10 protein-coding genes are annotated in these 13,649 nt (G+C 65.0%); 6 read left to right on the top strand and 4 right to left on the bottom strand.

Annotated features, from left to right (window positions below; all coding sequences use genetic code 11):
* Positions 1 to 50 precede the first annotated feature (50 nt).
* The gene (locus ACOYYX_RS26815; protein WP_422925399.1) at positions 51 to 674 is read right to left on the bottom strand and encodes a CBS domain-containing protein; all 624 of its coding nucleotides are present in this window, start codon (positions 672 to 674) and stop codon (positions 51 to 53) included.
* Positions 675 to 1,026: 352 nt separating this feature from the next.
* Here ACOYYX_RS26815 and ACOYYX_RS26810 point away from each other — a divergent pair, with 352 nt between their 5' ends.
* Genes ACOYYX_RS26810 through ACOYYX_RS26800 form a run of 3 tightly spaced genes read left to right on the top strand, consistent with a single transcriptional unit; the run spans position 1,027 to position 3,651 of the window.
* A complete protein-coding gene (locus ACOYYX_RS26810) occupies positions 1,027 to 2,460 on the top strand; it encodes an ArnT family glycosyltransferase (protein WP_422925397.1) in 1,434 nt (477 codons plus the stop codon).
* Complete coding sequence (panB, locus tag ACOYYX_RS26805; RefSeq protein ID WP_422925395.1) at positions 2,447 to 3,247, top strand: 3-methyl-2-oxobutanoate hydroxymethyltransferase; 801 nt, start codon at positions 2,447 to 2,449, stop codon at positions 3,245 to 3,247. The genes ACOYYX_RS26810 and panB overlap by 14 nt, the downstream gene beginning before the upstream one ends.
* 38 nt (positions 3,248 to 3,285) lie before the next feature.
* Positions 3,286 to 3,651 carry a 4a-hydroxytetrahydrobiopterin dehydratase gene (locus ACOYYX_RS26800; RefSeq protein ID WP_422925393.1) on the top strand — a complete coding sequence of 122 codons (366 nt, stop codon included), beginning with the start codon at positions 3,286 to 3,288 and terminating at the stop codon, positions 3,649 to 3,651.
* Positions 3,652 to 3,667: 16 nt separating this feature from the next.
* On the opposite strand, the gene ACOYYX_RS26795 is transcribed toward ACOYYX_RS26800, so the two are convergent.
* From ACOYYX_RS26795 to ACOYYX_RS26785, 3 genes are all read right to left on the bottom strand, one after another.
* Positions 3,668 to 4,657, bottom strand: a complete 990-nt coding sequence (locus ACOYYX_RS26795) for a DUF1570 domain-containing protein (protein ID WP_422925391.1) — start codon at positions 4,655 to 4,657, stop codon at positions 3,668 to 3,670.
* 66 nt (positions 4,658 to 4,723) lie between these two features.
* On the bottom strand, positions 4,724 to 6,499 hold the full coding sequence (locus ACOYYX_RS26790; RefSeq protein WP_422925389.1) for a lipopolysaccharide kinase InaA family protein: 1,776 nt from the start codon (positions 6,497 to 6,499) through the stop codon (positions 4,724 to 4,726).
* A gap of 74 nt (positions 6,500 to 6,573) precedes the next feature.
* A complete protein-coding gene (locus tag ACOYYX_RS26785; protein ID WP_422925387.1) occupies positions 6,574 to 7,674 on the bottom strand; it encodes a glycosyltransferase family 4 protein in 1,101 nt (366 codons plus the stop codon).
* Between the two features lie 258 nt (positions 7,675 to 7,932).
* Between ACOYYX_RS26785 and ACOYYX_RS26780 the strand changes: the two genes are divergently transcribed.
* From ACOYYX_RS26780 to ACOYYX_RS26770, 3 genes are all read left to right on the top strand, one after another.
* Complete coding sequence (locus tag ACOYYX_RS26780) at positions 7,933 to 10,170, top strand: ABC transporter ATP-binding protein (protein ID WP_422925385.1); 2,238 nt, start codon at positions 7,933 to 7,935, stop codon at positions 10,168 to 10,170.
* A gap of 349 nt (positions 10,171 to 10,519) precedes the next feature.
* Entirely contained in the window at positions 10,520 to 12,217 is a 1,698-nt protein-coding gene (locus tag ACOYYX_RS26775) for a DUF1553 domain-containing protein (RefSeq protein ID WP_422925383.1), read from the top strand.
* 89 nt (positions 12,218 to 12,306) lie between these two features.
* Positions 12,307 to 13,596 (top strand): DUF1501 domain-containing protein, encoded by a 1,290-nt coding sequence (locus ACOYYX_RS26770; RefSeq protein ID WP_422925381.1) that lies wholly within the window; start codon positions 12,307 to 12,309, stop codon positions 13,594 to 13,596.
* The last annotated feature ends 53 nt before the right edge of the window (positions 13,597 to 13,649 follow it).

The following is a 13,649-nucleotide window of genomic DNA, read 5'->3' as shown; positions in this document are numbered from 1 at the left end:
GTTCGAGGCACGCTCACGGAGATTCCTCGAACCTCGGGCGTGCCCCTCGTTCAGAGTGAGCCGTGGATATAGGTCATCAAGTGCTGATTTTCCAGATTCACTCGCTCGTACATCAATTTGATCACATCGCCCACGGAGACGATTCCGACGAGTTCGGTGCCGTCGAGGACGGGGACCTTGGCGATCCGGTTCTCGCTCATGTGCCCCATCACGTCGTCGACGTCGTCTTCCAGGTTGCAGCAGACCGGCGCGGGGGTCATCACCTCACTGACGAGGATCTGCCGATACTCTTCGCCGCAGGTGTGCAGGCCGCGTAAAATGTCGCGTTCGCTCAGGATGCCGACCATTCGGCCATAGTCATCGATCACGGGTAAAGATCCGATGTTGTGCTGGACGAGGCGTTTCATGGCCTCCTTCACAAGCGCATTGGCCTCGATGACGATCACTCCGCCGGATTTCGATCTGAGGACATCTCTGACGTGCATCTTGATGTCTCCCACGCCCGCGTTGACCGCGCAGGCCGGGGCGGATGCCGGGCCCAGCGTTGGCGCGATGCTCGGGGGCCGAAAAGAAGAAAGAACGGAATCGTCGTGCAGAAATGACGGACCAACGAATCCTGACATCCCCCCGCATCCAAGGCAAAGGTTTTTTGGATACTTTTCCCAAAAACCCAATTCGATATCTTTAGGAATTCATGATGAGTGCAATCCTGCCGGATCGGGCGGAGCAGATGATGATATGAGGGGCCCGCGAACTCAACCGCCCCCCCGAATCCCGCATCCGACGCCACCCCCGGAGGAGTATTCTTTCCCCCAATCCGCGTCACTAGCGTGATCTTGACCCCCGTCGGAGCCGGTCGTTACGATTCAGCGGCTCTCGTCGCCGTTTCAGGGACGGTATTCCGGGCGACGTCTTCGCGAAGGGGTCAGGAGGTAACCTCTGAGATTTTTCCCGGCCTGGCTCTGGCTCTCACTCCTGCTGCTGGCGACCTTCGGTCTACGCGCCCTCGGCTGGGGGCAGCCGATCGTGGAGAACTACGTCGGTCGGCAGATCCCCACGGCGATGGTGGCGAGGAACCTGGATCGAGGCTCGGGATTCCTGAACCCCCGGCTCGACACGGCTCCGTTCCCGAATCACTTCTGGGTCGAGCCCCCCATCTACGCGCAGGCCGTCGTCGCCTTTCGACGACTCATGGGATTGCCACTCGAGCCCGCGGGGCGCCTCGTCTCAGCCCTCGCCATGACGCTGGGGGCCTGGGGACTTTTCGGGCTCGCGCGTCGACGCGACGGCGACCTGGTCGCCTTAGTGGCCCTGGCGGCGTTCGCGATCTTCCCGCTGAACCTGCGCTACGGGAGGTCGTTCCAGCCCGACGCCCTCATGGTCGGATGCTTCCTGGCCGGCTTCCGCTGCTGGGATCATCGAGAGCACGGGGAAGGCCGGGCCTGGATCATCCCGGCGGCGATCCTGCTGGCGCTCGGTCTCTCGCTCAAGGTCGTCTGGGCGGCGATGCTGATTCCTCTGCTTTTCCTGCGAGGACATGACACGGTAGCATCCCCCGAGGCTGGGGAGCAGACTCAAGCAAGAACCGCATGGCCCATACTGGGCAAACTGGCCGCACTCGGCCTCCTGCTCATCCCCGCCTTGCTCTGGTATGGCTACGTGGCCTTCGCGATCGGGCAGGGGGGAGGCTCGCGGGCCTCGGCCGATAATCGAGCCATCTGGATGCGCGTGCTGATCCCGACGGCCCTCTTCGAAGCCTCGACCTGGAACCTCATCGCCAGGTTCTTATGTCTCCGCGCCTTCACGCCGGTCGGGTTCCTCCTGGGAGCGGCCGGGGTCGTGATTGTCAGGGGGCTCGACCCGTTCTGGCGGGCCTGGACGGCGGCGGTTCTGCTCACCCTGGGAATCCTGGCCGCGAAGCTCCACCACGAATACTACTGGATGATGCTCGCCCCCGTCATGGCGGTGGTCATCGGCCGTTCGATCGTCGCCTTGGGCCGTTGGCAACGGTGCCTGGGAATCGCGGCGGGGCTCACCTTCCTCCTCTTCTCGATCTTCCAGGCACGCTCGACATGGCGGACGCCCCCCGAGTGGACGTCGATCCGCGAGGCCGCCCGGGTTATCCAGGAACACGTCCCCGAGGATGCGCTGGTCGTCGCCCCCGAAGCCCTTCTCTTCGAGGCCGACCGCCGAGGATGCCGGCTCGAACTCACGGGAGAGGCAGCCTGGCGCGCGGCCGGCGAGTGGGGCGGGACGCTCGATCGGCGCGATCCCTTGGAGCTCGTCGCGTTCTACAAGAGCAAGGGGGCCAGGTACTTCGGGGATGTCAGGCCGGATGACCCCGCCCGTCGGGGGTTGCACGATGCGATCATGGGGCGATACAAAGTTCTAGTAGACCGACCAGGCGTTTTGCTGGCGGATCTGGCCGTTACCGAGGAAGCGCCGGATGGCACGCGTTGAGACTCCCGTCACTCCCCCCGACTTCGCCCGCTGGAAGCACGAAGGTCGCAAGGTCAGCATGCTGACCGCCTACGACTACCCGACCGCCCGCCTTCTGGACGAGTCCGGCGTCGATTGCCTGCTGGTGGGGGACACCCTCGGCATGGTCGTGCAGGGGCGCAGCACGACCCTGGGCGTGACGATGGACCAGATGGTCTATCACGTCGAGATGGTCGCCAGGGCGGCCCAGCGTGCCATGGTCGTCGCCGACATGCCTTATCTGAGCTACCAGGCATCGACCGAGCAGGCGATCCTCTCGGCCGGCCGGTTCCTCAAGGAGACGGAGTGCCGCGCGGTCAAGCTCGAAGGGGGCAGGCGCTCGGCCGCGACCATCCGCGCCCTCGTCGAGGCCGACGTCCCGGTCGTGGGGCACGTCGGGCTCACGCCCCAATCGGTCAGGCGTCTCGGCGGCTTCAAGGTCCAGCGAGACATCGACGAGATCATCGCCGACGCCCATGCCGTGGCCGACGCGGGGGCCTTCGCCCTCGTGCTCGAGTGCATCCCCACGGAGGTCGCCGAGCGGATCACCAAGGAGCTCTCGATCGTGACGATCGGCATCGGGGCCGGGCCGCACTGCGACGGCCAGGTCCTCGTCACGCCCGACCTGCTCGGCCTCTTCCAGGGGTTCCGGCCCAAGTTCGTCAGGCGCTACGCCGACCTCGGCGACGCCGTGCGGAAGGCCGCCTCGCAGTACGTCTCCGACGTCGCCTCGGGCGCATTCCCGAACGAACAAGAGAGCTTCCACTAGCCGACCCGACCCGCGAGGCCGGGCCGGAGGAGGACACCATGAGCAGCACCCCGACCGCCGAAGAACTGGTCCGGAAGCACTGCGTCCCCTGCGAGGGCGGGGTCGAACAGCTCTCGAGCGATCGGGCCAACGCCTTGCTCGCGAGCGTCGAGGGCTGGGAGCTCGCCGACGAGGGCCGCAGCATCCGACGCAAGTGGACGGCGAAGAACTTCGTCGCCGCGATCGAGTTCTTTAACGCGATCGCCGAGCTCGCCGAGAAGGAAGGGCACCACCCCGACCTTCACCTCGAAGGCTACCGCAAAGTCACGGTCGAGATCAGCACGCACGCCATCGGCGGGCTCTCGGAAAACGACTTCATCCTCGCATCCAAGATCAATCAACTCCCCATCAAGACCAAGGGTTGATCGCGAGGGGCCGCTCTCACTGGCCGAAGATCCCCTTGAACCAGGCGACAAGCCCTCGGCGAGGGGCCACCGTCCGCGACGGCTCCAGGGTGTTGTTATCCTGGAGCCGCACGGTCGAATCCGCGCTGACCGTCCTCGCCCTGGGTGTCGCGGGGGTCGCGACCAGCGGCTGGGCTCGGACCTGATCGATGTGCGCGACCAGGCTCCGAGGCGAGGTCGGCTCCACGCCCTTGAGCCGGGAAGACAGGGGGGCCGCGTTCGGGTCGCGGGAGAGGTCGTTGAGGTACGCGAAGAGCGCCTTGCTGCCGGGCTTCGAGTCGTTCAGTAGGTAGTGGACCCAGGCCCAGGACTCGCGATAGTCCCTGGGGGTCATCTCGCGAACGGTCTTGAGCGACTCGAGGTTCGCGAGGTTCGGGCTCCAGCCGGCGGCGAGGTCATGCGGCAGCTTGGCCAGGTGCTCGGCATTCACCCCCTGGCGTCCGGTCGGCCCCTCGAAGTATTCCGCCAGCCCTTCGTCGAGCCAGAGCGGCAGGTCGCCGTAGACGACGTTCAGGAGGGCGTGGGTCGCCTCGTGACGCAGGTCTTCCTCGAGTCGCTCGCCCATGAATGTGAACACAACCCGTTGCGTCCCCTGCGCGATGAAGAAGGCTCGACGGGGAGGCAGGTCGGGATAATAGAATTGGAGGAAATGAGCAAAACTCTGGCGGTCGTTGAGGATGTAGACCTCGACCGGCGGCTGCTCGGACTCGACATGAATCCCCAGGCGAGAGGCGATGTCGCTCTCGAGCGATTGCAGGCTCCGGATCGCGGGGGCGTCGCTGGGGATCGGGAAGTTGGAGTAGACCGCGTAGGGGCCCGTCTGGGTCCGGTACTTGGTGGGGACGAGGGCCTGCCCTTGTTCGCCGCCGATGGTCGCACACCCGCCGATCCCCAGGGTCGCCAGGGGCAACACGAGGCAGAGGGTGACGATCCGGAGGAGTCGGTCTGGTCGTGTCTCCTGCATCATCGGGGCCTCGGCGATTGGGTCGGTTCGGGTGAATTCCAAGGGTGTCGTCGCGATAACGGCTCAGGGTCAACTCAAGGCACGTCCCCTGCGCTGATTCTTCTCGCGCTTGGTCCGGCTCGTCTCGGCGATCTTACGCCAGAGCCCTTTCCAGTCGTTGCGGGGCGACAGCCCCCAGGTGAGATACGTACGGAGGAACTGGAGGGCGTCAGTCCGGGTCCGCCCCGGGACATCCGCCAGGCTCAAATTCAAGCGCGAGAGGTTCTGGATCCGGCGATGTTGCGGCAGTGGGTGGATGAGCCGGACGCCGACCAGGTCGATCACGCTCAACTGCAAGTCGTCCGAGTCGGGATCGCCCAGGACCAGGAGGTTCGAGGCCTTGAGGTCGCGGTCCGAGAGCGAGCGATCGTGGAGCACCCGCAGGAACCGGGCCAGGGCCAGCGTGAGGTAGCGGATCCGGGCCCGGCGCGTCTCGGGGTCGAGCCCGGTCAGATACCCGTGGACGTAGTCGCTCAGCGTCATCGCCTGCGTTTCTTTGACCGTGATCAGGTACGTCTCGTGGGGCAGGTACCAGAAGAGCGGATCGCGCAGGAACGGCCGCAAGCGTGCGATGAACGCCAGGTTGCGGGGCGTGGGGATCGCCCGGCTCGCCAGGTGCTGACCAGCCTGCCACGACTGCCAGGCTCGCGAGGGGCGGAACCAGGTCAGCAGCGGGTCGATCCAGGCCCGGCGATTGAACCGCTTGTAGATCACGCGCGTCGGCACACCCTTGACCATCAATGTCGTCTCGGCGACCGTCGTCGTCCGAGACTGCTTAAGCATGACCGTCCCCTCGTCGTTGAAGGGGGCATCCGGATCGGCGAGGAGCCTGGCCATCACCGAAGCGTCGAGGTCCCTCGAGGCGACCGACCAGGATCGGGCCCGTCGATAGCGCTCGAAGTACTTGTTGCTCCCTCGGCAGCGACGCCCCCATCGCCTCCAGAGCCGCTCGGCCCAGGCACGGGTGGCCGACTCGATGCCTCGGGCGAACTTGCCCGGTTCGGGGGTCGTGCCGTCCCTCGCGTCGAGGTACGTCTTGAGGAAGCGGTGGCGATCCGACCGGCCGCAACGCAACCAGAAGTAATGATTCAAGAGCGCGAGATTGAGTTGCGCCTCGGACCAGCTCAACGGCCGGCAGACGCGGAGGGCGTCGAGGTCGATCATCGCAAGCTCGGGGCGATCGCCGGCGGCCATCCGCACCAGGATATTCCCGGGGTGGAAGTCCTGATGCACGAAGCCCGCGTTGTGCAGCCGGGCCGTCATCACGCCGAGGGCCTCGGCCAGTGACTGGCGGATCCGGGCCTGCCGCTCGAGCGGCCAGTCGGCGAGCCGGCGCTCGACGAACTCGTCGAGGGGGATCGTCTCGGGGATCGCATGCGTGACGAGGTAGTTCTCGAGCAGGAAGAACCGCTTGCGCTGCTCTCCCAGGGCGATCGGCGTGATCGTGGGGACGCCGATCTGGTCGAGGTAGCGAGTCCGCCGGCCCTCGTTGCGCCCTTTGCCGCGGCGGAACCACTGGCGGATCTTGGACCGCAGGCCGGGGACGAGGAAGTGCTTGACGAAGATCGCCCCTTCGGGGAGCTCGGCGCGATAGACGATCCGGTGCGGCCCCGTCTTCACGACCGTGAGCTGGCCATTCCGCCGCCACTCGTCGAGGCGCAGGCCCCTCGGCCCGACGAGGGTCTGCCCCCACTCCGCGCGCACCCACCAGCCCACGTCACCGGCCTGGCTCCAGGTCCAGTGCGGGGCCTCGAAGAGTCGCTCAGACGTATCGGGTTGTGCAATCTTCTTAAAGAGCCAACTCATTCGTCCGCCTTGACGAAGCCGCTGATTCCCGATCCGCCCGACGAGGGTGTCCGTCGCGTCTCGGAATCCGAAGATCAACCTGAGATAGGGGAGGATGGCCGCTTCCCACGATCCCGCTCGTGGGGATGCGCCGAGCCTGACCCCGCCCCGACGTCTTTCCGGGCCCTGGACCAGAGCCCATCACCCTTGACCGTCTCTACGAACCGTGCCGACCAGGCATCGACCGAATAACTCGCCTCGAACGAGGCCCTCGCCTCAATCCCCATCCGCTGTCGAGCGCCCGGATCCTCGAGCAACGACCGGATCGCGGCCACCCACTCGTCGTCCGTCTCGGCGAGGAAGCCCGTCCTCCCGGGTACGACCATCTGCACGTGGACGCCGACCGGGTTGGTGAGGACCGGCAGTCCCGCCGCCTGGTACTGCACGACCTTGAGCCCACACTTGCCCCGGCTCCAGAGGTCGTCGGGGATCCAACTCACCCCGACATCCCCCGAGGCGAGGGCCTCCGCCTCCGTCCGCTCTTCCCAGGGGACGGGGACGATGGGCAGCGAACCGAATTCGGGGAATCGGTCGCAGATGAGGCGAAGTCGGACGCCCGGAAGCTCCCGGCCAATCCGTTCCCAGAGGGTCCTGCGCTGTTCGAGCCCTTGCAGCGTGCTCGACGAGCCGATCCAGACCAGATCCAGGCCCCCTGGATTCGAGCCGGGGCCCGATCGCGAGACATATCTCGTGGCATCGACACAGGTTGGAATGACCCGGACCTGCTCGAGCCTCGCCCCCGCGCGGAGGGCGCGGTCCGCCAGGAAGTCGTTCCCGGCGATCACCGTGTCGACCATCTGGACCGTCTGGGCGAACCGGCGAGTCCTCCGGGGGAAGTGCGGACCCCGGCTGTCATAAGAATCGCGGTAAAGGACGGCGTCGTCGAAGTCGAAAACTAGATGGCGGGCTCGTTTCCGCAGCGCACTGAGCTGCCACCCCGGCAGCAGCTTACGCTGAAGGATCACCGCATCGTATTCAGAGGCCTGGCGGAACTGCGACCACCTGGCCCAGGCACCGCGTGCCAGGCCGCGCAGGGCCAACTGGCATCCAGCTTGGTCGAGGGCGGGCTCGAACGCTCGGATTCGGTAACGACAGCATACGTGGTCGGGCGCATCGACGAGCGCGAGTACCTTCATCCCGTCCTCCCTGACGGTTGAATCGGTCGTCCGGAGTATTCCGAGACCATCGCGAACGGGATCTTAGCCCCGATTCACGGGTTTTCCAAGCCCGAATATTTTGAAGGAACCAACGCTCGACGTGTTCCCAGACTCGCATTGCCAAGGTTTTGGACTCGTGGTACATCCTCGCGAGCCCAATCTCTCGGTGCGTCGTCGAGGCGCCTGGGGAATGGCAAGGACGCTTTTGGGTAAACACGTCTTGGGCGCTCGCCAACCATGAAGAACTTTGCCCGTCTCGTGCGGTTCGCCTGGCCTTATCGGCTTCGGTTCGGGCTCTCTCTCTGCTGCGCCCTCCTGGTCGCGCTGCTCTACGCCGGCGACATCGCCACGGTCCTGCCGCTCCTCAAGATCCTCTTCTACAACGAGAACTGCAAGAAATGGGTCGCGGTCGAGATCGCATCCCAGGACTTGATCATACGCAAGTGCGACGCCCGCCTCGGTGAGGTCGACTTCGTCGACAAGGTGGGCAACCCTCGCGATGAGCGGCTCAAGAGCCGATTCGTCGACGTCCACGAGGCGGCCGAGGAGAAGCACAGGTTCGCGGAGAGCATCGCCCAGAAGGTGGATATTCCGCTCCTCAACGGCGCCGACAAGGCCAAGGTGAAGGACCAGTTCGACCTCCCCCTGGCGAGGCGAGACGAGGCGATCGCCCAGGCCCGCTGCGACGAGCTGAAGATCCTCTTCGAGGACATCGAGCACAAGCAGCTCCCGGTCACGATCGAGGCCCGACGCGCCTCCCTGGCCGCGGAAAAGAGCAAGGCGACCTGGTGGCACAAGCGCTACCTCTGGATCCAGCCGACGGTCAACAAGTACCTGCCGGATCATGGGTTCCAGACGCTGGTCTTGCTGCTCGGCGTGGTCATGGTCGGCGTGACGCTCAAGGGCATCTTCCTCTTCCTCCAGGAAGTGCTCGTCGCCGACGTGATGCAGCTCACGCTCTTCGACCTGCGAAATCACTTCTATCGCAGGACGATGGCCCTGGACCTCTCGAGCTTCGGCGAGCAGGGGTCGGCCGAGTTGATCTCGCGGTTCACCAACGACATGGACTCGGTGGGCCAGGGGCTCAATACACTCTTCAGCAAGGTGATCCGCGAGCCGCTCCGGATCATCAGCTGTTTGTCGATCGCCATTTATCTCAACTGGCGTCTCACCTTCCTCGCATTGGTGCTGGTCCCGGTCTCGGCCATGACCGCCAAGCGGGCCGGCCAGATCATGAAGCGTGCCGTCCGCCGGTCGCTCGAGAGCATGTCGACGATCTACAAGATCCTCCAGGAATCCTTCCAGGGGATCGTCGTCGTCAAGGCCTACACGATGGAGCGTCGCGAACGCCGTCGCTTCTTCCTCGAGACCAAGAGCCTCTACAAGAAGAGCGTCAAGGTCGCCACGATCGACGCCCTCTCGGATCCGGTCCTCGAGTTCCTCGCCTTGACGACGGTCTTCATCGCCTTGCTGTCCGGGTCGTACCTGGTGCTCAATGACACCATCTTCCTGTCACTGGGCCGGTTCAAGCTCCAGCTGGCCTCCCAGCGCATGGCCATCGAAGATCTTCTCGCCCTCTACGCGGTGCTCGCCGGTATCTCCGACCCCGTCCGCAAGCTGGCGAACGTCCACTCGCGAATCCAGCGAGCCGCGGCGGCCGCCGACCGCATCTGTGCCCTGATGGATCGCCAGCCGCAGGTGGCCGACCGCGCCGGCGTCAAGCGACTCCCGCGACATAGCCACACCGTCGAGTTCGACCAGGTCGTCTTCGGCTATAACGGCCGCGACCCCGTCCTCCGCGGCATCAATCTCACCGTCCGCCACGGCGAGATGATCGCGCTCGTCGGACCCAACGGCTGCGGCAAGTCGACCCTGATGAACCTCATCCCGCGGTTCTGGGAGGTGCAGTCGGGCTCGATCCGGATCGACGGCCACGACCTTCGCGACATCCAGCTCCGCAGCCTTCGCGAGCAGATCGGCATCGTGATCCAGGAGACGGTCCTCTTCGAGGACACGATCGCCAACAACATCGCTTACGGCCAGCGCGGGGCCTCTCGCGAGGCGATCATAGCGGTCGCCAAGCGGTCGTACGCCCACCAATTCATCATGTCGCTGCCCAACGGCTACGACACGGTCATCGGCGAGCGGGGCCTGGGTCTCTCGGGCGGTCAGCGGCAGAGGATCGCCCTGGCCCGTGCCATGCTCCGCGACCCGGCGATCCTGATCCTCGACGAGGCCACGAGCGCCGTCGACATCCAGGACGAGGCCCTGATCCGCAAGGCGATCGAGGAATTCGCCCGGAACCGGACGACCTTCCTCATCACCCATAGCCTCGGCTCGCTCCAGTTCGCCGACCGGATCGTCCTGATGAACGCCGGCCGCATCGAGGCCGTCGGCACAGACAGCGAGCTGCGCCGCAACTCGCCTCTCTACCGCCGACTGCACGAGATCCACTTCCACCGCGAGAGCGCCTGAGCCTTCGACTCGCTCTCATTCGGGATCGAAATCTAACAGATCAAGGCCCGCGCCGAACTCCACCCGGCGCAGGGCCTTGTTTCTTTTCGACCGTCCAGAATGTCGCTCCCAAAATTTGTCACAAAGCGGTGTCACGCACGCCGTCACGCTCCGTACGTGTCATGCAATGGTCAATGCATTCGACGATGTGGTCAACCACGCAGAATTCCTTGCTTCCCTGCAGATTCTCTTTGACCAATCCTGATACTTTGACGTAGTCTGAGACTCAACCGGTCAAATCAGAGTTCGGGAATCAACTCACGCGCAGGTTCCGATCTGTAGGGCCTCGGCCTCTATCAGGAGTGGGACGATGAGAACGTGTCCTATCTGGCGAGCGCTCTCGCGCACGACGGTCGTTGCGATCCCCATGATCCTGGCAGGGGTGCAGTTCTCGCACGCGGGCGACACCAGCAAGCCCAGCCCAAAGGCCGCCGACGCCAAGCCGACTGTCGCCACCGATTCCAAGGGGGCCTCGGAGTCGAATGCGACGCCCGGGAAGCTCAAACCCGACTTCCTGGATAGGATGATCAAGGAGTCGTGGGACGAGGCCAAAATCAAGCCCTCGAAGGAATGCACCGACGAGGAGTATCTGCGTCGGGCCTATCTCGACGTCCTCGGCCGGATCCCCAATATCGAAGAGGCTTCCGCGTTCCTCCACTCCAAAGAGAAGGGGAAGCGGGCGAAGCTGGTCGAATACCTGCTCAAGCACGAGGATTTCGCCAAAAACTTCGGCAACGTCTTCACGGTCGTCCTGATCGGTCGGAAGCAGCAGGATCGGATGGTCGACCGCGCCGCGCTCTCCGCCTGGCTCCGGAAGCAGTTCAACGCCGACCGCCCCTGGAATGAAGTCGCCTTCGATCTGATTACTGCCAAGGGCTCGAACAAAGAAAACGGCGCGGTGAACTTCCCGTTGTCCCACCTGGACATGGGGGCCGTGCCGCTGACCTCGGTGACGACTCGCGTCTTCCTCGGCCAGCAGATCCAGTGCACCCAATGCCATGACCACCCCTCCAACGACTGGAAGCAGGCGGACTTCTGGGGCATCAACGCCTTCTACAAGGGGGTGAAGGCCGAGGAGGTCCGCAAGGAAGACGCCACCGGCGCCGAGGTGTATGACCACACCGAGATGACCGACGAGCCGACCGACGCCTACGCCAGCTTCGACAAGCGCAACGGCCTGATGGGCATCGCCTTCCCCCGGTTCCTCGATGGCCGCAAGATCAGCCAGGGGACCGACGTCGACCGCCGTGTCGAGCTCGGCAAGCTCATCACCGACCCCAAGAATGACGACTTCGCCAAGGCCTTCGTGAACCGGATGTGGGGCTACTTCTTCGGCAGGGGCTTCGTGAACCCGGTCGACGACTTCGGGGCCCACAACCCCGCGAGCCACCCCGAGTTGCTCGATGCCCTGGCCAAGGAATTCCAGGCCAGCAACTACGACGTGAAGTCCCTGATCCGCTGGATCATGAACAGCCAGGCGTACAACCTGTCCAGCGCGATGACGAAGTCCAACGACAAGGACGAGACCCTCTTCAGCCACATGGCGCTGAAGCCCTTTTCTCCCGAGCAACTCTTCGACTCGCTCCTCACGGCAACGGCCGCCCACAAGGCCGGAGGGGCGAACAACATGGACAAGCAGCGTGACGCCTGGCTGGGCCAGTTCGTCTTCGCCTTCGCCAACGACGAGGAAGGGGAGACGACCACCTTCAACGGCACGATCCCCCAGGCCCTCATGATGATGAACGGCGAGCTGATGGCGAAGGCCGTCGGCGGTAAGTCGGGCAGCTTCCTCGAGGACCTCAAGACGAGGGCCCTCCGACAAGGGAAGGTCGCCCCCGAGCTGTACATGGTCAATAACCTCTTCCTGGCCGCCTTGAGCCGTGCCCCCTCACGCGGCGAGATGAACATGGCCAGAAGCTACCTGGGGTCGAACCCCGACACGGTCTACGTCCTTGAGGACCTCTTCTGGTCCCTGCTCAATTCCAACGAGTTCGTCCTGAACCATTGAACCGAGTGTCTCCGGGCAGGTTGGGCCTGCCCGGAACGCGTCATCCCGAAAACGCCTCGGAATCCGGGGCTCAAGGGGGTTTTCGACCGATGTCAGACCGCCTGATCCTTCCTAGCGGGATGTCCCGCAGACACTTCTTCGGCCACATGGCGGCGAGCGCCATGGCCGTCCCGGCCGTGCAATTCCTCGGGTCGCTCGAGGCGAACGCCCAGCAGACCCGCGGCAAGAAGACGAAGAGCTGCATCCTGCTGTGGATGGGCGGCGGTCCCAGCCACATGGATACGTGGGATCTCAAGCCCGAGAGCGAGAAGAACGGCGGCCCGTTCAAGCCGATCGAGACCTCGGCCAACGGCGTCATGATCTCGGAGCACCTGCCGAACGTCGCCAAGCAGATGAAGCACCTGAGCGTCGTCCGGTCCCTCAACTCGAAAGAGGGGAACCACGACCGCGGCACGTACATGATGCACACGGGGTATGCCCCCAACCCGACCGTGGTGCATTCCAGCTTCGGCTCGGCCTTCGCCTATGAGCTCGGCTCGAGGAACAATGAGCTCGCCTTGCCCCACGCCATCTCGATCAACGGGCCGGGCGTCGGCGCGGGCTTCCTGGGCATGGCCCACTCGCCGTTCGTCGTCAACAACCCCAACGGCAAGGTCGCGAACCTGAGCCCGCCGGACGGCATCGGCGACGAACGCATGGAGCGTCGGCTCCAGATGCTCAACCTCGTCGAGCGCAACTTCATCTCCCAGCGCCGGGGGCAGGGGGCGACCGACCACCACGCCGTCTACGCCAAGACCGTGAAGATGATGCAATCCGGCTCGACCCGGGCCGCCCTGAGCCTCGACAGCGAGCCCGCCGAAGTCCGCGACGCCTACGGCCGCGGCTCGTTCGGCGCCGGCTGCCTCATGGCCCGCAAGCTCGTCGAGATGGGCGTCACCTTCGTCGAGGTCAGCCTCGGCGGCTGGGACACCCACGCCAACGCCTTCGACACGCTGTCCAAGCGGCTCCTCCCCGAGCTCGACAAAGGGATGGGCGCCCTCGTCGCCGACCTCGAACAGCGCGGCTTGCTCGACGACACGGTCATCGCCTGGATGGGCGACTTCGGTCGGACCCCGAGGATCAACCAGGACGCCGGCCGCGACCACTGGCCGCGGAGCTGGTCGGTAGTGCTCGGCGGCGGGGGCATCAAGGGCGGCCAGGCCGTGGGCGCGACCGACAAGGACGGCGTCGACATCGTCGACAAGCCCGTCGGCCCGATGGACGTCATCGCCACCATGACCAAGGCGATGGGCCTCGACCTCGCCACCCAGTGGACCACCCCCCGCGGCCGTCCGATCAAGCTCGTCGACGCCGGCAAGCCGATCGCCGAGTTGATCTGACCTCCAAGGCCTGGATCACCCGTTGAGCCTTCCCGAACGCCGCCGTCGAGGCT

The sequence above is a fragment of the Singulisphaera chitinilytica genome (genome assembly GCF_049331405.1).
Classification (GTDB): Bacteria; Planctomycetota; Planctomycetia; order Isosphaerales; family Isosphaeraceae; genus PoT.
The sequence above is the reverse complement of the archived record's forward strand: the minus strand, read 5'-3'. Positions and strand labels throughout refer to the sequence as shown.